Here is a 19,245-nt window from a genome sequence, read left to right as displayed (position 1 = left end):
GGCGGGGGACGGCATAGGCTGGACGACCATGACGTGGCTGATCACCGGCGGGGCCGGATACATCGGGGCGCATGTGGCGCGGGCCATGGCGGATGCCGGGGAGCGCGTGGTGGCCCTGGACGATCTGTCGGCCGGGGTGCCCGAGCGGCTGCCCGCGGACATTCCGCTGGTCGAGGGGTCCACGCTGGACGGTGCGCTGCTCGCGCGGGTCCTCACCGAGCACGCGGTGACCGGGGTGGTGCATCTCGCGGCGCGCAAGCAGGTCGCCGAGTCCGTGGCGCTGCCGACCCGCTACTACAGGGAGAACGTCGGCGGCCTCGGCACGCTCCTGGAGGCGGTCGCGGGCGCCGGGGTCGAGCGCTTCGTCTTCTCCTCGTCGGCGGCCGTGTACGGCACCCCGGACGTGGAGCTGATCACCGAGGACACGCCGTGCGCGCCGGTGAACCCGTACGGCGAGACCAAGCTCGCCGGGGAGTGGCTGGTACGGGCGGCGGGGCGGGCGCACGGCATCGCCACGGTGTGCCTGCGCTACTTCAACGTGGCGGGCGCGGGCGCGCCGGAACTGGCCGACACGGGCGTGTCCAACATCGTGCCCATGGTGTTCGACCGGCTCACCCGGGGCGAGGCCCCGCGGATCTTCGGCGCCGACTACCCGACACCGGACGGCACCTGCATCCGCGACTACATCCATGTCGCCGACCTGGCCGAGGCGCACCTGGCGGCGGCGCGCGGGCTCGCCGAGCAGCGCCCGGCCGACGACCTGACCGTGAACATCGGCCGCGGGGAAGGCGTTTCCGTCCGCGAGCTGATCGCGGTCATCGGTGAGGTGACCGGCGAGCGGCGCACGCCCGTCGTGGAGGGCCGGCGCCCCGGCGACGCGCCGCGCGCGGTCGCCTCGGCGGAGCTGGCCGCGAAGACGCTGGGCTGGCGGGCGCGGCGCGGGGTGCCCGAGATGGTCGAGTCGGCCTGGCGGGGCTGGCGCACACGCCTCGCCCAGTGATCGGCGCCCGCCCTGAGCTGGGCTTGGTCTGCCGAGGTCAGAGCTGCGCGGCTGTGCCGCTGAAGCGCGCTTGGTAGCACCGGGCCCCGGCCGGGCGTGGCGGCCCGGCGGGCCCCTTCGCCCGCGTGTGCGAGGGCCCCGTGCGGTTCCCCGCCGGACGGCTGGGCACGATCTTCTACCGGGTCCCCCTTCCGGTGGCCGGCCGGGGCGGTCGCGGCCCGCGCCGGGCGCGGGACATGCGGACGCCCCGGGAAGTTCCGGGAGCGCCGGAGCAGTACGGCAGACTTGGGGCGCGAAGACCGAGGCGAAGGATGGGTATGCCGATCACACCTGCCAGCGCGACGAACAGTGCGTCGAACGGCACCGCGGAGGCGATTTTGCTGGAACTGGTCGACGAGAAGGGCGTGACGATCGGCACCGCGGAAAAGCTCGCCGCCCATCAGCCGCCGGGGCAGTTGCACCGCGCGTTCTCGGTGTTCCTGTTCGACGAGCGCGGCCGGCTGCTGCTCCAGCAGCGGGCGCTCGGCAAATACCACTCCCCCGGTGTGTGGTCCAACACCTGCTGCGGTCACCCCTACCCGGGCGAGGCGCCGTTCGCGGCGGCGGCCCGGCGGACGTACGAGGAGCTGGGGGCGTCCCCCTCGCTGCTCGGCGAGGCCGGCACGGTCCGCTACAACCACCCGGATCCCGCTTCGGGGCTGGTCGAGCAGGAGTACAACCACCTGTTCGTCGGCCTGGTGCAGTCCGCCGTGGTGCCGGACCCGGAGGAGGTCGCGGCAACGGCCTTCGTCACCCCGGCCGAGCTGGCCGAGCGGCACGCACGGGATCCCTTCTCCGCCTGGTTCATGACCGTGCTGGACGCGGCCCGGCCCGCGATCAGGGAGCTGACGGGGCCGGACGCGGGCTGGTGAGCGGCCTCACACAGTCCCTACGGGCTTGAGCGGCAGGGCGGCCCAGATCACCTTGCCGCCGCTCGCCGTGTGCGCCACGTCGACCGTGCCGCCCGCCTCCCGGGCCACCTCGCGCACCAGGAGCAGCCCCCGCCCGCCGGTCCGGCCGTGGTCGGCCTCCAGGGCGCTCGGCCGGTAGGGGTGGTTGTCCTCCACGGACACGCGCACCCACTCGGCGCCGACGGCGACCTCCACGGCGAGTGTCGGCGACAGCAGCGCCGCGTGCTTGACCGCGTTGGTGACCAGTTCGGACACGATCAGCAGCAGGCCGTGGACCAGGTCCTCGCAGACCGGCACGCCCTGGCGCGCGAGCAGGTCCCGCACGGCGCGTCGGGCCTGCGGCACCGAGGCGTCGACGGCGGGGGCGGTGAACCGCCACACTCCTTCGTACGGCAGTGGATCCGGCGGTCGCCGGTCGCCCTCCTCGGGGCGCGGGCCGTACCCGCGCCCGTCGTCGTCCATGGTCCGGTCGCCGCCCTTGCGCTCGATTGTCACCACACGTCGAGTGTTGGCACTGCGCCGCTCCCGTCGACCGAACTGAACACAAGTCAGCAGTTATCGAGCGTTTCTGACCGCCTGCGCATGACCTGGTCGGGTGCTGGACTGCTCCTGTCGCCCGCGGGCCGACTTCGCGAACTTTTCGGGTTGTACGGCTCGTCGGACCGCGCCCGATAGCATCCGGCGCATGGAGCCCCAGCTGTTGCACTCGGTCATCGACTCGGTCGCCACCGTCGTCGTCCACCACCCGGCCAAACGCAACGCCATGACGGCTGCGATGTGGCGGTCGCTGCCCCCGCTGCTCGACGCCCTGGCCGCCGATCCCGGCGTGCGGGCGCTGGTGCTCACCGGCGAGGGCGGGACCTTCTGCGCCGGCGCCGACATCTCCACGCTGCGGGAGGCGCCCGACGAGGCGCAGCGGCTCGCCGCGGCCGCCGAGGAGGCGCTGGCCGCATTCCCCAAGCCGACGCTGGCGGCCGTCCGGGGCCACTGCGTGGGCGGCGGGGCGCAGCTCGCGGCCGCCTGCGACCTGCGGTTCGCCGAGGCCGGGGCGCTGTTCGGGGTGACCCCGGCCAGGCTCGGCATCGTCTATCCGGCGTCCGCCACCCGGCGGCTGGTGTCGCTGGTGGGGCTGGCCACCGCCAAGTACCTGCTGTTCTCGGGCGAGTTGATCGACGCGGAGCGGGCGCTGCGCACCGGTCTCGTGGACGAGGTGCTGCCGGAGGGCGAACTGGGCAAGCGGGTGGCGGAGTTCGGCCGGATCCTGGCGGCCCGCTCGCGACTGACGCAGGCCGCGGCCAAGGAGTTCGCCGACGGTCGCACCGACCGGGACGGCCACTGGGCCGAGCAGGCACGCGGCAGCGGCGACACCGCGGAGGGCGTCGCCGCGTTCCTGGAGCGCCGGACGCCCCGGTTCACCTGGAACGCGCCGGTACCACGCTGAACCTGCTGCCGACGCGCAACCTCTGGACGAGGTGGTACGTCCACGGGGAGTATGTCTCGGCGCCGGTGAGGGCCTCCGCCGGGCCGCTGGCGTCCAGGCTCTGTACGTCGTCGAAGAGGACGACGAGGACCGTTCGCTGCGCCGTGCCCTCGATTCTTCGCGGACCCGGGGATGGCCGCAATGACGGCTTCCCCGCCTTTTCTGCCATCGGACCGGTGGACGCGACCGCGCGGCGGGAGCGCCCTGAGCCCCTGTTGTCGGTGCCACCTGCCACAATTGCCGCGCAACCCCAGTGAGAAGGCGGTACGGGATCGTGACGACACCCGGGACCCTCGAAGTAGGGTCCATCGAAGGCAGGATCGCCGAGGAGCTCGGCGTGCGGGAGCGGCAGGTGAAGGCCGCGGTGGAGCTGCTCGACGGCGGCTCGACGGTGCCCTTCATCGCCCGCTACCGCAAGGAAGCGACCGAGATGCTCGACGACGCGCAGCTGCGCACCGTCGAGGAGCGGCTGCGCTATCTGCGGGAGCTGGAGGAGCGGCGCACGGCGATCCTGGAGTCGGTGCGCGAGCAGGGCAAGCTCACCGCCGAGCTGGAGGCGCAGATCCGCGGTGCGCAGACCAAGGCGCGCCTGGAGGACGTCTACCTGCCGTACAAGCCGAAGCGGCGGACCAAAGCGCAGATCGCGCGCGAGGCGGGTCTGGAGCCGCTGGCCGAGGGCCTGCTCGGCGACCCCGGGGTCGAGCCGCTCGCCGCTGCCGCCGCCTTCGTGGACGCCGACAGGGGCGTCGCCGATCCGCAGGCCGCTCTGGAGGGCGCGCGGGCGATCCTCACCGAGCGGTTCTCGGAGGACGCCGACCTGATCGGCGAGCTGCGCGAGCGCATGTGGGTGCGCGGACGGCTGACCGCCAAGGTGCGCGAGGGCAAGGAGGAGGCGGGCGCCAAGTTCGCCGACTACTTCGACTTCGCCGAGCCGTTCACCGAACTGCCCTCGCACCGTGTGCTCGCGATGCTGCGCGGTGAGAAGGAGGAGGTCCTGGACCTCACCCTGGAACCGGAGGAGCCGGCCGAGACCCCGGGGACCCCGTCGTCCTACGAGGGGACGGTGGCGCACCGCTTCGGCATCGCCGACCGCGGCCGGCCGGGCGACAGGTGGTTGCTGGACACGGTGCGCTGGGCCTGGCGCACCCGCATCCTCGTGCACCTCGGCATCGACCTGCGCCTACGGCTGCGCACCGCCGCCGAGGACGAGGCGGTCGACGTGTTCGCCGCCAATCTGCGGGACCTGCTGCTCGCCGCGCCGGCCGGCACCCGCGCGACGCTCGGTCTGGACCCCGGCTTCCGTACGGGTGTGAAGGTGGCCGTGGTCGACGCGACCGGCAAGGTGGCGGCGACGGACGTCATCCACCCGCATGTGCCGGCCAACCGGTGGGACGAGGCGATCGCCACGCTGGCCCGGCTGGCGAAGCAGCACGCGGTCGAGCTGATCGCGATCGGCAACGGCACGGCGTCCCGTGAGACCGACAAGCTCGCCGGCGACCTCGTCTTGCGGCACCCGGAGCTGAAGCTCACCAAGGTGATGGTGTCGGAGGCCGGCGCCTCCGTGTACTCGGCCTCCGCCTTCGCCTCGCAGGAACTGCCGGACATGGACGTGTCGCTGCGCGGCGCGGTGTCGATCGCCCGCCGTCTGCAGGACCCGCTGGCCGAACTGGTCAAGATCGACCCGAAGTCGATCGGCGTGGGCCAGTACCAGCACGACCTGTCCGAGGTGAAGCTGTCCCGTTCGCTGGACGCGGTGGTCGAGGACTGTGTGAACGGCGTGGGCGTGGACGTCAACACGGCGTCGGTGCCGCTGCTCGCGCGCGTGTCCGGGATCTCCTCGGGCCTCGCCGAGAACATCGTGACGCATCGTGACGCCAACGGTCCGTTCAGCTCGCGCGCGGAGCTGAAGAACGTGGCCCGGCTGGGCCCGAAGGCGTACGAGCAGTGCGCGGGCTTCCTGCGCATCCGCGGCGGCAGCGACCCGCTGGACGCCTCCAGCGTGCACCCGGAGGCGTACCCGGTGGTGCGGCGCATGGTGAAGACCAGCGGGCAGGAGGTGGCCGCCCTGGTCGGCAACACGGCGCTGCTGCGCTCGCTGAAACCGGCCGAGTTCGTCGACGACACGTTCGGACTGCCGACCGTGACGGACATCCTCAAGGAACTGGAGAAGCCGGGGCGCGATCCGCGGCCGGCGTTCAAGACAGCCACCTTCAAGGAGGGCGTGGAGAAGATCTCCGATCTCGCCTCCGGGATGATCCTGGAGGGCGTGGTCACAAATGTGGCGGCGTTCGGGGCGTTCGTGGACGTCGGTGTCCACCAGGACGGTCTCGTGCATGTCTCCGCGATGTCCCGGACGTTCGTTAAGGACCCGCGGGATGTCGCCAAGCCCGGGGACATCGTGAAGGTGAAGGTCCTCGACGTGGACATTCCGCGCAAGCGGATCGCGCTGACGCTGCGGCTGGACGACGAGGCCGCGCCGCAGGGGCAGCAGCAGCGCGGCGGCGGCCGTCCGCCGCAGCAGCGGCAGGGTCAGCGCCAGCGGCAGGGCCAGGGCCAGCGGCAGGGCCAAGGCCGCGGTGGTGACCGGGGCGGACGCCAGGCGCCGCCGCCGGCCAACAGCGCGATGGCGGACGCGCTGCGACGCGCCGGCCTGCTCGACTCCACCAAGAACGACCGCCGCTGACCGGCCGGCGGACCGCCGCCGAACCGTCCGGGTCCGGCTCCTCTCAGCGCGAAGACAGGAGCCGGGCCCGGCGCGGCCTCCGGCGTGTGTGGCCATGACGGCTGACGCGGCGCCGCGCGCAGTGCCCGCGTCGGTGCCGCCACGTGGGGGCCTCTTCGGGCTGCCAGTCGTGCGCCGAGCGCTCCGGCGGGCGTGAACACAGTTCCACCGGCGGGAATGCCGCCACCGGGGGCGCGCCCCGGCGCGTCCTCACCTGGCAGGTGTGTGTATGGGGGGGACGAGACTGCCTGGGCTGAGTGGGGCGGGGGGTGCTGCGGGCGCACGGCCGCGCCGTCGGGACCCTCCCCTGAGCCCTGCTGGATCAGCTGTGAACTCGACACCGCCGAGCGGCAGGTGACGCGTCGGCTCCAGGTGACGCCCGAGTCCACGCGGGGCACCCGGGCCTGGAGCTGCGGCGCGACGGCACGGGCCGCTGGAGCGGCGGCGGGCAGCCGCTGCCGGACCTCGGCGGCGTCCTCGACTGCGATCTGGGCCTGTGCCCGCTCTCCGGCACCATGCGCGTGCTGCGGCACGGGCTCCGTCGGGCGCCGGTCGGCGGAGTTCCCGGTGGCCTGGGTGTCGGTGCCCGGCCTGTCCGTCCGGCCGTCCCGGCGGACGTACATGCGTCCCGGCGACGAGGTGGGCGCGCGGGCGCGCTTCGTCTCCGGGGCCTTCCGCAGCGATCTGGAACTGGACGCGGACGGCTCTGGCTCGACCACCCGGGCCCGGTCCGGTGGCTTGCGACCGGTTGGTCAGCGTTCCGTGACCTTGCCGCCCGCCACCTCCAGGCGGCGGGTGACGTGGACGGCGTCCAGCATGCGGCGGTCATGGGTGACCAGCAGGAGCGTGCCGCGGTAGGCGTCGAGGGCCGATTCGAGCTGTTCGATGGCGGGCAGATCGAGATGGTTGGTCGGCTCGTCCAGGACCAGGAGGTTGACGCCCCGGCCCTGGAGCAGCGCCAGCGCGGCCCGGGTGCGTTCGCCCGGGGAGAGCGTCGCGGCGGGGCGCAGCACATGCTCCGTCTTCAGGCCGAACTTGGCCAGCAGGGTGCGTACGTCGGCCGGTTCGGTGTCGGGGACGCCCGTACGGAAGGCGTCCAGAAGTGGCTCGGGGCCGTGGAACAGCGCACGGGCCTGGTCCACCTCGCCGACCAGGACGCCCGAGCCCAGCGCGGCGTGCCCCGCGGTCAGCGGCACCCGGCCGAGCAGCGCGCCCAGCAGGGTGGACTTGCCCGCGCCGTTCGCTCCGGTCACCGCGACCCGGTCCGCCCAGTCGATCTGCAGCGTCACCGGGCCGAGGACGAAGTCCCCGCGGCGCACCTCCGCGTCCCTGAGCGTGGCGACCACGGCACCGGAGCGGGGCGCGGCGGCGATCTCCATGCGCAGCTCCCACTCCTTGCGCGGCTCCTCGACGGTCTCCAGCCGTTCGATCATGCGCTGGGTCTGGCGGGCCTTGGCGGCCTGCTTCTCGCTGGCCTCGCTGCGGAACTTGCGGCCGATCTTGTCGTTGTCGTTGCCCGCCTTGCGGCGCGCGTTGCGGACGCCCTTGTCCATCCAGGCGCGCTGTGTCTGGGCCCGCTCCTGGAGTGCCGCCTTCTTGTCGGCGTACTCCTCGTAGTCCTCCCGGGCGTGCCGCCGGGCCACCTCCCGCTCGTCCAGATAGGCCGCGTAGCCGCCGCCGTAGAGGTTGATCTGCCTTTGGGCGAGGTCGAGTTCGAGGACCTTGGTGACGGTGCGGGTGAGGAACTCGCGGTCGTGGCTGACCACGACCGTGCCGGCGCGCAGTCCGGTCACAAAGCGTTCGAGGCGTTCCAGGCCGTCGAGGTCGAGGTCGTTGGTGGGCTCGTCGAGCAGGAAGACGTCGTAGCGGGACAGCAGGAGCGAGGCGAGGCCGGCGCGGGCCGCCTGGCCGCCGGACAGCGAGGTCATCGGCTGGTCGGGGCCGGCGGCCAGGCCGAGCGAGTCGGTGACCTCCTCGGCCCGTTCCTCCAGGTCCGCGCCGCCGAGGCTGAGCCAGCGCTCCAGGGCGGCGGCGTAGGCGTCGTCGGCGCCGGGCGCCCCGTCCACGAGCGCCTGGGTGGCCTCGTCCATCAGCCGCTGCGCCCGGGCGACGCCGGTGCGGCGGGCAAGGAAGCCGCCCAGGGTCTCACCGGGCCTGCGCTCGGGTTCCTGCGGCAGATGGCCGACGGTCGCGGTCGGCGGGGACAGCCGCAGTTCGCCCTGCTCGGGCCGGGTGAGCCCGGCGAGCAGCCGCAGCAGCGTGGACTTGCCGGCGCCGTTGGCGCCGACCAGCCCGATCACGTCCGCGGGCGCGACGACGAGGTCGAGGCCGGAGAAGAGCGAGCGGTCGCCGTGCCCGGCGGCGAGGTTCTTGGCGACGAGGGTGGCAGTCATCAAGGGGCGATCCTAGTCGTGCGGCGGTGTGCCGCTCAGCCGGGTTTGCCGTGGGTCACCGCGGCCGCCAGCACTCCTCCGGCGGTGCGGGCCACGACGAAGGACTCGCCCTTCACCGCCCGGGCGTCCAGCGGGATGCGGTGCCGGCCGGGCTCCAGGACGCCGTCGAACACCTGCTGGGCGTGGCTGCGGTGGAGCCGGTCGAGCCGGTACGCGGTGAGGCTGACCCGGCACGGCGAGGTGACCTCGATGCGTGCCTCGCCGTCGGCGGCGGCCAGCGCGGTGAGGCGGCGCCCTGCGCGCGGGCTGCGGTCCAGGGCGTGCTCGATCTGCGCGACGAGCAGGGGGACGATCGGGGCGAGGCCGTCGACGTAGGCCACGTCGACCGCGGCCCGCTCGAACGCGTCGCGCACGGCGGCGCGTTCGGGTTCGCCGACCGCCCGGCCGAAGGCGACGGCGCCGTAGCCGCGCAGTTCCTCGGCGGGTACGCCGGTGGCGTCGCGGGTGATGTCGGCGCCGATGCCGATGGTGCGCAGGGCGGCGGCCAGCTTGGCGAGGACGGCGACGCGGGCGCCGATCAGCAGGACGCGCCGGCGGGGCGCGGCCGGGGGCGCGGTGTCGTCTAGGAGTGCGGCGAGGGCGGCGCGGTAGCCGGGGCCGTGGAAGCGGAACGGGCCTATGCCGTGGTAGCCGTTGAATTCCAGGTCGGCGTGTTCGTCGGTCTGCCAGGCGAAGTCGCGCCAGACATAGTCGTCGCCGTCGCGCTCGATGACGGCGGTGACCGCTCCGCAGGCCAGGTCCGCGCACTCGGGGCAGCCGTAGACCACGTACCGTCCGCCGGGCAGCGGTGCCCCGGTCTCCAGCAGCAGGCCGCGCACCTGCGCGGTGAAGATCGCGGGCGGCATGTCGGAGGCCAGCGGCGAGACGGCGTCCAGATCGGAGAGCTGGAACAGCAGCGGGCGTCCGTCGATGACGAAGTCCACGAAGTCCCGGTGGACCTGGTAGCCGCCGTCGGCGAGGACGGCGCCCGCCCGCGTCGCCGGTGCCAGGGCGAAGGTCGCGTATGCGCCAGACATGCTGTGAGTATCCCCAGAGCGGGACGGTTGTGCGCACGGCATGACATATTCCGCTCGGCTGCGCCGCGCTGTTCCGTGCAGGCCCTATCGTCGCCGCGTGGAGCATCGGCTGAGTGACGAAGTGATCGTGGTCGGCGGCGGGGTCATCGGGCTGACGACGGCGGTGGTGCTGGCGGAGGCCGGCCGGCGGGTACGGGTGTGGACGCGGGAGCCCGTCGGGCGGACCACCTCGGCGGTGGCCGGCGCGCTGTGGTGGCCGTACCGCATCGAGCCGGAGGCGCTGGTCGGCGACTGGGCGCTCACCTCGCTCGTGGTGTACGAGGAGTTGGCGCGGCGGCCGGAGCGGACGGGCGTACGCATGGTCGAGGGCGTGCACCTCGGGGTGCGGCCGGACGAGTTGGGGCCGTGGGCCGGGCGGGTGCCGGGGCTGCGGGCGAGGGACGGCGGCGACGGGCTGCGGGCGCGGCTGCCGTTGATCGACATGCCGGCCCATCTGGAGTGGCTGCGGGAGCGGTTGACGGCGGCGGGCGGCCTTGTCGAGGAGCGGACGGTGTCGGACCTCGCCGCGGTTCCGGCCGCCGTCGTGGTCAACTGCACCGGGCTGGGCGCCCGTTCGCTGGTGCCCGATCCTGCGGTGCGTCCGGTCCGCGGGCAGCTGGTCGTGGTGCGGAACCCGGGGATCACCACGTGGCTCGCCTCGGTCGAGAATGCCGCGGGCGCCACGGCCTATGTCCTCCCGCAGCCGGGCGGGCTGGTCCTGGGCGGCACCGCGCAGGAGGACGCCTGGTCCCTGGAGCCGGATCCGCGCACCGCCGAGGAGATCGTCGCCCGGTGCGCGGCTCTCCTGCCGGAGATCGCCGGGGCGCGGGTGCTGGAGCACCGGGTGGGCCTGCGCCCGGCGCGGCCCGCGGTGCGGCTGGAGCACCGGCCGCTGCCGGACGGCCGGTCGCTGGTGCACAACTACGGGCACGGCGGGGCCGGGGTGACCGTGGCCTGGGGCTGCGCCCGAGAGGCAGCGGGCCTGGCCGACGCCTGAGCCCGGCCGGCCCCACCGGTCAACCGACCGAGCACGACAGCCCCACAGCCCAAAAACCGCAAGCAGAAGGCCGGGTGCCGCGGGCAGGGGTTGCGGTCAGGGGCCCGAGTGCCGCGGGCAGGGGCCCGGGGGCTGCGCACAGGAGGCCGGGTGCCGGGGCAGGACCCCAGGAGCCGCGGGCAGACGGCCGTCTGCCGTAGGCAGAGCGCCGAATGCCGCAGGCAGGGGTCCAGGGCCGCGGGCGGGGTGGCCGGGTGCCGCGGGCAGGACCTCGGGGGCTGCGGGCAGGACCTCGGGGGCTGCGGGCAGGACCTCGGGGGCTGCGGGCAGGACCTCGGGGGCTGCGGGCAGGACCTCGGGGGCTGCGGGCAGACGGCCGTCTGCCGTAGGCAGAGCGCCGAATACCGCAGGCAGAGCGCCGAATACCGCAGGCAGAGGCCCGGGGGCCGCGCACAGGAGGCCGAGTGCCGCGGACAGGGCCCCGGTGCCGCGGGCAGGACCCCAGGAGCCGCGGGCAGACGGCCGTCTGCCGTAGGCAGAGCGCCGAATACCGCAGGCAGGGGTCCAGGGCCGCGGGCGAAGGTGGCCGGGTGCCGGACCGGCCGTCCTGCTCGGTCGGCCCGTCGGGACGTGCTCGGCAAGGCGCGGTGTGCCGGCGCCGTCCGGAGCCCCGACCGCACGAGCGGCGGCCACGGCCCCGGCGATGGTGCGGGGCGGGCCCGCCGGGCGGGCTGCCGGGCGCATCCGGTCCGGTGCTCGGGCCGGACCGGCGAGGGCGAGCCGGCGTTGACGCACACCGGCAGACGAGCGGGTGGGAGGGGCGCTCATGACGGTCGAATGGCGATCGTGTGACAGCGCAGGGCGTGGACACGTCAGAAGTCGCGGGGACTGAATAGGCTCCGAACAGACTTCGTGCCCCTACGACTTGGAGTTCTCGTGCACCGCAGAATCTTCGTGCCGGGCGCGCTCGCGGCGGCCTGTCTGCTGCTGGCGGTCCCCGCATCGGCCGCGGGCTACGCCCCCGGCACCCCGGGCATCGGCGACCCCTACTACCCGAACTACGGCAACGGCGGCTACGACGTCTCCCACTACGACCTGCGGCTGCAATACCGGCCCGCGACGGACGAGTTGGACGGCACGGCGACGATCCTGGCCCGCACCACGCAGGACCTGTCCCGGTTCGACCTGGACTTCCTGCTGGACGTGAGCGAGGTCCGGGTCAACGGCGCCAAGGCCGCCTTCGCCACCTCGGGCGAGCACGAGCTGGTGATCACCCCGAAGGCCCCGCTGGCGAAGGGCACCGCGATCACGGTCGTCGTCCGTTACAGCGGGGTGCCGTCCACGAAGAGCGCGTACGGCTTCTCGACCTGGCACCGCACCCCGGACGGCGCCGTCGCCGCGGACGAGCCCGAGGCGGCGTGGTGGTGGTATCCGAGCAACGACCACCCGCTCGACAAGGCCACCTACGACGTGTCGGTGGCCGTACCGGACGGCACCCAGGCCATCTCCAACGGCACGCTCCAGTCGACCAGTTCCAGGCTCGGCTGGACCCGGTACACCTGGCGGCAGAACAAGCCGCAGGCCACCTATCTGACCACCCTCGCGGCCGGCAGGTTCGACCTCACGACCGGCACCTCCGAGGGCGGCGTCCCGGTCGTCAACGCCTACAGCAAGGACCTCGGTGACAACGACGGGGCGGCGCGGGCCAGTGTGGAGCGGACCGGGGAGATCGTCGACTGGCTGAGCGGATACCTCGGGCCGTACCCGTTCGGCTCGGCCGGCGGCTATGTGCCCAACACGACCACCGGGTACGCGCTGGAGACGCAGACCCGCGTGTACTACAGCCCGCGGCAGTTCGCGAACGGCTCCAACACCTCGGTGGTCGTGCATGAACTGGCCCACCAGTGGTACGGCGACTCCGTGTCGCTGAAGGGCTGGAAGGACATCTGGATCAACGAGGGCTTCGCCCGGTACGCGCAGTGGCTGTGGTCCGAGCACGAGGGCGAGGGCACCGCGCAGGAACTGGCGGACTACGTGTACGCCGCGCACCCGGCCGACGACCCGTTCTGGACGGTCGCGCCCGGCGACCCCGGGCCGGACAACCAGTTCGACACCGCCGTGTACGACCGGGGCGCGCTGGCCGTCCAGGCGCTGCGCAACGAGGTCGGCGACGACGCGTTCTTCGCCGTCCTGAAGGGCTGGCCGAAGGAACACGCGTACGCGAACGCGTCGGTGGCCGACTTCCAGAGGTACGCCGAGCAGGTGTCCGGCAAGCCGCTGGCCGCGTTGTTCGACACCTGGCTGTTCCATCCGGTCAAGCCCGCGAGCGCCACGGCCCCTACGGCGGCCGTCGCCGAGGCGGCCGCGACCCCGGTCCGGCCGAAGTCGTGGAGGAAGATCGAGGCCACGAACGACGTGCACCGGCGCTGAACCACGCGCGCCGGCGAAGCCCGAGGCGGGGACCGGGGGGGCGCCCCGGCCCCTCGCCGCCCGGCGGGCGCCGGCCCGGCCGCCGCGGCCAGCAGTTCCGCCCGGCCCACCGCCGCCGTCCGGGTGGCCGGGACCGTGCAGGCGTACGCCCCGGCCACCGCGCCGTAGCGGGCGCAGCGCGCGGGTGGCAGGCCCGTGAGACGGCCGAAGAGGAACGCGGCGGCGAAGGCGTCACCCGCGCCGTTGGAGTCGACCACCGGTCCGGGCGGCGGGGCGACCGGTATGCGTCTCAGCTCGCCGTCGGCCAGCAGCTGGGCGCCGTCGGCCCCGGCGGTGGCGACGACCACCTCGGCCCGGCCGCGCTCGGCGATGCGCCGCATGGTCCGCTCGGGGTCGGACAGGGCCGTCGCCGACAGGAAGACGACGTCCGCGGCGAGCGCGAACGACTCGTGGTACGGGTTCTCGCCGTCCCAGTCGTGCAGATCGGTGGAGAGGGGCGCACCGGTCTCGCGCAGCACGGGCAGCGCGTGGGCGCACGGCTGGGTGATGGTCACATGGACGTGTCGGCTCGCCGCCGCCAGGCTCCGCACCAGCGGCTCGGGGAAACGGTCGGCGGCGTGCGCGCGGCTGGTGTCGTACAGGGACAGACGGCGGCCGTCCGGGCCGACCAGGTTGACCGCGCGCTTGGTGCCGGCGGGCTGCGGGATCGCGGTGAGCCCGATGCCCCGCTCCTCGTGCAGCGCGCGCACCAGGTCGCCCTCGGGGTCCTCGCCGAGCAGGTCGAGGTGGTGGGTGCGCAGGCCGAGGGCGCTCAGGCCCAGCGCGACGAAGTCGCCGGTCTGTCCGGCCCGGGTGCGGATCCCGGAGTCGATCATGTAGCTGTCGGCGTACGGGAGCGGCAGTTCGGGGACGTGGACGATGGTGTCCACTCCCGCGCCGCCCAGCACCAGCACGTCCGTCTGTGCGCTCATCCGCCGTCCTCCCCGTGGTCGTACACCGTCATGGCGCTGCCGCGCCCGTTCGATCACCCACTGTAATCGCTGCCACTGACAGTGGCCGCCCGCTGCTGTTTCGTCGGGTCGCCCGGCTCGCGGCCGGCCTGCCGGGGCATCCGGCGACGCCCCGAACCAGCCGACGACCAGCGGGACGGCGATCACCGGGCCGAGCAGCAGGGTCTTACGGCCGGCCTCGGCAGTCCCGAACCGCGGCCCCCCTGAACCGCGGCCCAATCCTGATCCGTGGGCCGCCCTCCCGGAGGGTCGCCCGACGGCGGAGCGGCCGACGGCGGAGCGGCCGACGGCGGAGCGGCCGACGGCGGAGCGGCCGACGGCGGAGCGGCCGACGGCGGGGGTCGGTCTCAGCGGGTGTCGGTGAAGGGCTCGGCCTTCTCGGCCTTCTCGACCAGCAGGGCGGGCGGGGCGAACCGCTCGCCGTAGCGCTCGGCGAGTTCACGCGCGCGTGCCACGAAGCCGGGCAGCCCGGTGCCCGCCCCGGTGCCGCCGTCGTAGCCGTTGATGTACTGGAGCACACCGCCGGTCCAGCCCGGGAAGCCGATCCCGAAGATCGAGCCGATATTGGCGTCGGCGACGGAGGTCAGCACGCCCTCTTCGAGGAGCCGCACGGTGTCGAGCGCCTCGGCGAAGAGCATGCGCTCCTGCATGTCCGTGAACGGGATCCGGTGGCCGGGCCGGGTGAAGTGCTCCCGCAGCCCCGGCCACAGTCCGGTGCGCCTGCCGTCCCCGTCGTAGTCGTAGAACCCGGCGCCGTCACCGCGGCCGGTGCGGCCGAACTCGTCGACCATGCGGTCGATGACGGCCTCGGCGGGGTGCGGAGTCCAGGTGCCGCCCGCCTCCTCGACGGCGCGCCGCGACTCGTTGCGGATCTTGCGGGCCAGGGTCAAAGTCAGCTCGTCCATGAGGGAGAGCACCTTCGCCGGGTAGCCCGCCTGCGCCGCGGCCTGCTCGATCGACGCGGGCTCGATGCCCTCGCCCACCATGGCCACGCCTTCGTCGATGAGGTGGCCGATGACGCGGGAGGTGAAGAAGCCGCGCGAGTCGTTCACGACGATCGGTGTCTTCTTGATCTGCCGGACCAGGTCGAAGGCGCGCGCAAGCGCCTCGTCCCCGGAGCGCTCGCCCTTGATGATCTCGACCAGCGGCATCTTGTCGACCGGTGAGAAGAAGTGCAGTCCGATGAAGTCGGCCTGGCGCTGGACGCCCTCGGCGAGCGCGGTGATCGGCAGGGTGGAGGTGTTGGAGCACAGCAGCGCGTCGGGGGCGACGACGTGCTCGATCTCCTGGAACACCTTGTGCTTGAGCGCGGGGTCCTCGAAGACGGCCTCGATGACCGTGTCACAGCCCGCCAGGTCCGTGGTGTCGCCGGTGGGCGTGATGCGGGCGAGCAGCGCGTCCGCCTTCTCCTGCGTGGCGCGGCCCTTGGCGACGGCCTTGGCGCACAGCTTCTCGGAGTGGCCCTTGCCCCTGAGGGCGGCCTCCAGGGAGACGTCCTTGAGGACGACGTCGATGCCCGCGCGTGCGCACGCGTAGGCGATGCCGGCGCCCATCGTCCCGGCGCCGAGTACGGCGACCCTGCGCACCTCGCGGGAGTCGATGCCCTCGGGGCGGTTGGCGCCGGAGTTGACGGCCTGGAGGTCGAAGAAGAACGCCTGGATCATGTTCTTCGAGGTCTGTCCCGCGGCCAGCTCCACGAAGTAACGGGCCTCGATGACCTGGGCGGTCTCGAAGTCGACCTGGGATCCCTCCACGGCCGCGGCGAGGATGCGGCGCGGCGCCGGGTAGGGGGCGCCCGCGGTCTGCTTGCGCAGTGTGGCCGGGAAGGCGGGCAGGTCGGCGGCGAACTTCGGGTTCGCCGGGGTGCCGCCCGGGATGCGGTGGCCGGGCCGGTCCCAGGGCTGCTGGCACTCGGGGTTGGCGTCGATGAAGGCGCGGGCCTTGGCAAGCAGTTCCTCGGGGGTCTCGGCGACCTCGTGGACGAGACCGTTGTCCCGGGCGCGGCGCGCGCTGTACTGGGTGCCCTGGAGCAGCACCTTCAGCAGGGCGTCGGCGATGCCCAGCAGGCGCACGGTGCGGACGACGCCGCCGCCTCCGGGGAGCAGCCCGAGGGTGACCTCGGGACAGCCGATCTTGGTGCCGGGGGTGTCGAGGGCGATCCGGTGGTGGCAGGCCAGGGCCAGTTCGTAGCCGCCGCCCAGGGCCGCGCCGTTGATCGCGGCGACCACCGGCTTGCCCAGGGTCTCGATGCGCCGCAGGTGACGCTTGACGGCGAGGCCGGCGTCGAACAGTTCCCGCGCGGTCTCGGGCGTGACCCGGATCAGTTCGTGCAGGTCGCCGCCGGCGAAGAAGGTCTTCTTGGCGGAGGTGACGATGATGCCGCGCAGGGAGTCCCGTTCGGCCTCCAGCCGGTCGGTGATCGCGGCGAGGGAGTCGCGGAACGCCTGGTTCATGGTGTTCGCGGACTGGTTCGGGTCGTCGAGGACGAGGGTGACGACGCCGGTGTCGTCCTGCTCCCAGCGGATGGCGGTGCTCTCGGTCATGTGAGGGCTCTCCGTAGCAGTCTCGTGATCCGCAGGGTGGTCAGACGCGCTCGACGACGGTGGCGATGCCCATGCCGCCGCCCACGCACAGCGTGGCCAGGCCGTACCGCTTGTCCTGGCGTTCCAGTTCGTCCACGAGGGTGCCGAGGATCATCGCGCCGGTGGCGCCGAGCGGGTGGCCGAGGGCGATGGCGCCGCCGTTGACGTTGACCTTGTCCAGGGACAGGCCCATGTCCTTGACGAACCGCAGCACGACGGCCGCGAACGCCTCGTTGATCTCCACGAGGTCGATGTCGTCGATGGTCATCCCGGCCCTGGCGAGGGCCTTGCGGGTGGCGGGCGCGGGCCCGGTGAGCATGATGGTGGGCTCGGAACCGGACACGGCGGCGGAGACGATCCGCGCGCGCGGGGTCAGGCCGTGGCGCTCGCCGGCCTCCCGGGAGCCGATCGCGACCAGGGCGGCGCCGTCGACGATGCCGGAGGAGTTGCCCGCGTGGTGGACGTGGTCGATCTTCTCCACCCAGTGGTACTTCTGCAGGGCTACGGCGTCGAACCCGCCCAGCTCGCCGATGTCGGCGAAGGACGGCTTCAGTTTGGCCAGCGAGTCCGCGGTGGTGCCGGGGCGCGGGTGCTCGTCGTGGTCGAGGACGACGAGTCCGCCGCGGTCCCTGACCGGGACGACAGAGCGGGCGAAGCGGCCCTCCTTCCAGGCGGTGGCCGCGCGTTCCTGGGAGAGCGCGGCGTACTCGTCGACGTCGCGCCGGGTGAAGCCCTCCATGGTGGCGATCAGGTCGGCGCCGATGCCCTGCGGCACGAAGTTGACCGCGAGGTTGGTCATCGGGTCGTTGAACCAGGCGCCGCCGTCGGAGGCCATCGGCACCCGGGACATCGACTCGACGCCGCCGGCGAGCACCAGGTCCTCCCAGCCGGAACGGACCTTGGCGGCGGCCAGGTTGACGGCTTCGAGGCCGGAAGCGCAGAAGCGGTTCTCCTGGACGCCCGCCACCGTGTCCGGCAGCCCGGCCGCGATCGCCGCGATGCGGGCGATGTCCGAACCCTGGTCGCCGACCGGGCCGACGACGCCGAGCACGATGTCGTCGATGGCCGCGGGGTCGAGACCGGGGAAGCGGGTACGGATCTCGTGGATGAGGCCGACGACCAGGTCGATGGGCTTCGTGCCGTGCAGGGCGCCGTTCGCCTTGCCGCGGCCGCGCGGGGTGCGGATCGCGTCGTACACGTACGCTTCGGTGGTCACTGGCAGGCCTTTCCACGAGGGTTTCCAAGCGCTGGGGTGATCGGGGCGGCCAGGGGGTCACGGCCGTTCCTCGGCTCGCCCGCCCGGGCCTGCCGGGCCCGGCACGCGGCCGAGGGGGAACGGCGGTTCCATCATGCGTCGTCCGCGGCGGGGTCGCAGAGCAGGCGCGGCACGTCCCAGTCGCGGGCCACGTCCGCGGTGCCGGTGCCGGGCGGCGCGGGGGCGCTGCGGACGGCGGTGGGGGTCGCGGAGAATCTGGGTGCCGGGGCCGGTTGGGTGATGCCGGCGTGCTCGGTGAAGGTGTCCCGGGCGGCCAGGTGTGGATGCCGGGGGGCCTCGCGCAGCGACAGGACGGGCGCCACGCACGCGTCGGAGCCCTCGAAGACGGCCGTCCAGGCGTCGCGGGTACGGGACTTGAAGCGGGCGGCGATCCCCTCGCGCAGCTCGCCCCACCGGGCCGGGTCCGTGCGGGCCGGGATCAGCTCGGCGAGGCCGAGCAGCCGCAGGAACTCCTCGTAGAACCGCTGTTCCAGGGCGCCGACCGCCATGTACCCGCCGTCGGCGGTCTCGTAGGTGCCGTAGTACGGGCAGCCGCCGTCCAGCAGGTTGGCGGCGCGGCGGTCCTGCCAGCCGCCGGCGGCGAGCATGCCGTGGATCATGGCGGTGAGGTGGGCGGTGCCGTCGACGATGGCCGCGTCGACGACCTGGCCGGCGCCGGTCACGCGCGCGTGGTGGAGCGCGGCGAGCACGCCGACGACCAGGTAGAGGGAGCCGCCCGCGTAGTCGCCGACCAGGTTGGCGGGGACGGCCGGGGGCTGGTCCGGCCGGCCGATCATGCCGAGGGCACCGGTGACGGCGATGTACGCCACGTCGTGGCCGGCCCGCTGGGCGAGCGGGCCCTGCTGTCCCCAGCCGGTCATCCGGCCGTAGACGAGCCGTGGATTGCGGGCGCGGCAGTCCTCGGGGCCGACACCGAGCCGCTCGGCGACGCCCGGGCGATAGCCCTCGATCAGGATGTCCGCCCGTTCGGCCAGGTCGAGGACGCGGGCCGGGCCGTCGGCGGACTTCAGGTCGACGATCACCGAGCGCTTGTTGCGGTTGGTGACGTCGTGGGCCGGGTCGACGGCGAAAGCGGGGCCGTCGGGCCGGTCCACGCGGACGACGTCGGCGCCCAGGTCGGCGAGGAGCATGGCGGCGAACGGGCCGGGGCCGATGCCGGCCAGTTCCACCACGCGCACGCCCGTGAGCGGGCCGGTTCCCCGCGTCGGCGTCCCTGCCGTCGTCATGGGCGGCCCCCAGTCGATGACACAACCGATGTGACACCAGCGATGCTAGGAACGCGCTCCACCC

At 73.6% G+C, this 19,245-nt stretch carries 13 protein-coding genes and 2 pseudogenes; 8 read left to right on the top strand and 7 right to left on the bottom strand.

Annotated features, from left to right (window positions below; genetic code table 11):
• Positions 1 to 28: 28 nt before the first annotated feature.
• Entirely contained in the window at positions 29 to 1,000 is a 972-nt protein-coding gene (gene galE / locus ABT245_RS27170; RefSeq protein ID WP_351737952.1) for a UDP-glucose 4-epimerase GalE, read from the top strand.
• 317 nt (positions 1,001 to 1,317) lie between these two features.
• Positions 1,318 to 1,911, top strand: coding sequence for an isopentenyl-diphosphate Delta-isomerase (gene idi / locus ABT245_RS27165; RefSeq protein ID WP_351737949.1), 594 nt, complete (start codon positions 1,318 to 1,320; stop codon positions 1,909 to 1,911).
• Positions 1,912 to 1,917: 6 nt separating this feature from the next.
• Here the strand turns inward: idi and ABT245_RS27160 are convergent, their stop codons facing one another.
• The gene (locus ABT245_RS27160; RefSeq protein WP_351738008.1) at positions 1,918 to 2,412 is read right to left on the bottom strand and encodes an ATP-binding protein; all 495 of its coding nucleotides are present in this window, start codon (positions 2,410 to 2,412) and stop codon (positions 1,918 to 1,920) included.
• A gap of 223 nt (positions 2,413 to 2,635) precedes the next feature.
• Between ABT245_RS27160 and ABT245_RS27155 the strand changes: the two genes are divergently transcribed.
• The 4 genes and pseudogenes from ABT245_RS27155 to ABT245_RS27135 all read left to right on the top strand — a co-directional run bounded on the left by ABT245_RS27155 (position 2,636) and on the right by ABT245_RS27135 (position 7,010).
• The gene (locus ABT245_RS27155; RefSeq protein ID WP_351737946.1) at positions 2,636 to 3,391 is read left to right on the top strand and encodes an enoyl-CoA hydratase/isomerase family protein; all 756 of its coding nucleotides are present in this window, start codon (positions 2,636 to 2,638) and stop codon (positions 3,389 to 3,391) included.
• Between the two features lie 313 nt (positions 3,392 to 3,704).
• The gene (locus ABT245_RS27145) at positions 3,705 to 6,113 is read left to right on the top strand and encodes a Tex family protein (protein ID WP_351737943.1); all 2,409 of its coding nucleotides are present in this window, start codon (positions 3,705 to 3,707) and stop codon (positions 6,111 to 6,113) included.
• A gap of 443 nt (positions 6,114 to 6,556) precedes the next feature.
• A pseudogene (locus ABT245_RS27140) lies at positions 6,557 to 6,640 on the top strand (putative glycolipid-binding domain-containing protein); the annotation flags it as partial.
• Between the two features lie 79 nt (positions 6,641 to 6,719).
• Positions 6,720 to 7,010, top strand: a complete 291-nt coding sequence (locus tag ABT245_RS27135; protein ID WP_351738006.1) for a hypothetical protein — start codon at positions 6,720 to 6,722, stop codon at positions 7,008 to 7,010.
• Here ABT245_RS27135 and ABT245_RS27130 read toward each other — a convergent pair.
• Together ABT245_RS27130 and ABT245_RS27125 are read right to left on the bottom strand one after the other, a co-directional pair.
• Complete coding sequence (locus ABT245_RS27130; protein WP_351738002.1) at positions 6,905 to 8,545, bottom strand: ABC-F family ATP-binding cassette domain-containing protein; 1,641 nt, start codon at positions 8,543 to 8,545, stop codon at positions 6,905 to 6,907. The genes ABT245_RS27135 and ABT245_RS27130 overlap by 106 nt on opposite strands.
• Before the next feature lie 35 nt (positions 8,546 to 8,580).
• Positions 8,581 to 9,621, bottom strand: a complete 1,041-nt coding sequence (locus ABT245_RS27125; RefSeq protein ID WP_351737940.1) for an oxidoreductase — start codon at positions 9,619 to 9,621, stop codon at positions 8,581 to 8,583.
• Positions 9,622 to 9,742: 121 nt separating this feature from the next.
• Between ABT245_RS27125 and ABT245_RS27120 the strand changes: the two genes are divergently transcribed.
• Positions 9,743 to 10,657, top strand: a complete 915-nt coding sequence (locus ABT245_RS27120) for an FAD-dependent oxidoreductase (protein ID WP_502982202.1) — start codon at positions 9,743 to 9,745, stop codon at positions 10,655 to 10,657.
• Between the two features lie 936 nt (positions 10,658 to 11,593).
• Positions 11,594 to 13,087, top strand: coding sequence for a M1 family metallopeptidase (locus ABT245_RS27115; protein ID WP_351737935.1), 1,494 nt, complete (start codon positions 11,594 to 11,596; stop codon positions 13,085 to 13,087).
• Positions 13,088 to 13,164: 77 nt separating this feature from the next.
• Here the strand turns inward: ABT245_RS27115 and ABT245_RS27110 are convergent.
• The 4 genes and pseudogenes from ABT245_RS27110 to ABT245_RS27095 form a co-directional block, all read right to left on the bottom strand.
• Positions 13,165 to 14,058 (bottom strand): annotated as a pseudogene (locus ABT245_RS27110) (PfkB family carbohydrate kinase); the annotation flags it as partial.
• A gap of 386 nt (positions 14,059 to 14,444) precedes the next feature.
• Entirely contained in the window at positions 14,445 to 16,640 is a 2,196-nt protein-coding gene (locus tag ABT245_RS27105; RefSeq protein WP_351737933.1) for a 3-hydroxyacyl-CoA dehydrogenase NAD-binding domain-containing protein, read from the bottom strand.
• A gap of 40 nt (positions 16,641 to 16,680) precedes the next feature.
• On the bottom strand, positions 16,681 to 17,895 hold the full coding sequence (locus ABT245_RS27100; protein ID WP_351737930.1) for an acetyl-CoA C-acetyltransferase: 1,215 nt from the start codon (positions 17,893 to 17,895) through the stop codon (positions 16,681 to 16,683).
• A gap of 131 nt (positions 17,896 to 18,026) precedes the next feature.
• A complete protein-coding gene (locus ABT245_RS27095; RefSeq protein ID WP_351737927.1) occupies positions 18,027 to 19,181 on the bottom strand; it encodes a CaiB/BaiF CoA transferase family protein in 1,155 nt (384 codons plus the stop codon).
• Positions 19,182 to 19,245 lie beyond the last annotated feature (64 nt).

The organism is Streptomyces sp. NPDC001508, from assembly GCF_040298665.1.
GTDB lineage: Bacteria > Actinomycetota > Actinomycetes > Streptomycetales > Streptomycetaceae > Streptomyces.
This window is presented reverse-complemented; position numbering and strand designations above follow the sequence as displayed.

What these genes read in the sequence shown, in the direction of transcription:
- ABT245_RS27095 (WP_351737927.1), bottom strand. Translation starts at nt 19,181, where the DNA reads ATGACGACGGCAGGGACGCCGACGCGGGGAACCGGCCCGCTCACGGGC.
- ABT245_RS27160 (WP_351738008.1), bottom strand. Translation starts at nt 2,412, where the DNA reads ATGGACGACGACGGGCGCGGGTACGGCCCGCGCCCCGAGGAGGGCGAC.
- ABT245_RS27155 (WP_351737946.1), top strand. Translation starts at nt 2,636, where the DNA reads ATGGAGCCCCAGCTGTTGCACTCGGTCATCGACTCGGTCGCCACCGTC.
- ABT245_RS27125 (WP_351737940.1), bottom strand. Translation starts at nt 9,621, where the DNA reads ATGTCTGGCGCATACGCGACCTTCGCCCTGGCACCGGCGACGCGGGCG.
- galE (WP_351737952.1), top strand. Translation starts at nt 29, where the DNA reads ATGACGTGGCTGATCACCGGCGGGGCCGGATACATCGGGGCGCATGTG.
- ABT245_RS27130 (WP_351738002.1), bottom strand. Translation starts at nt 8,545, where the DNA reads ATGACTGCCACCCTCGTCGCCAAGAACCTCGCCGCCGGGCACGGCGAC.
- ABT245_RS27105 (WP_351737933.1), bottom strand. Translation starts at nt 16,640, where the DNA reads ATGACCGAGAGCACCGCCATCCGCTGGGAGCAGGACGACACCGGCGTC.
- idi (WP_351737949.1), top strand. Translation starts at nt 1,318, where the DNA reads ATGCCGATCACACCTGCCAGCGCGACGAACAGTGCGTCGAACGGCACC.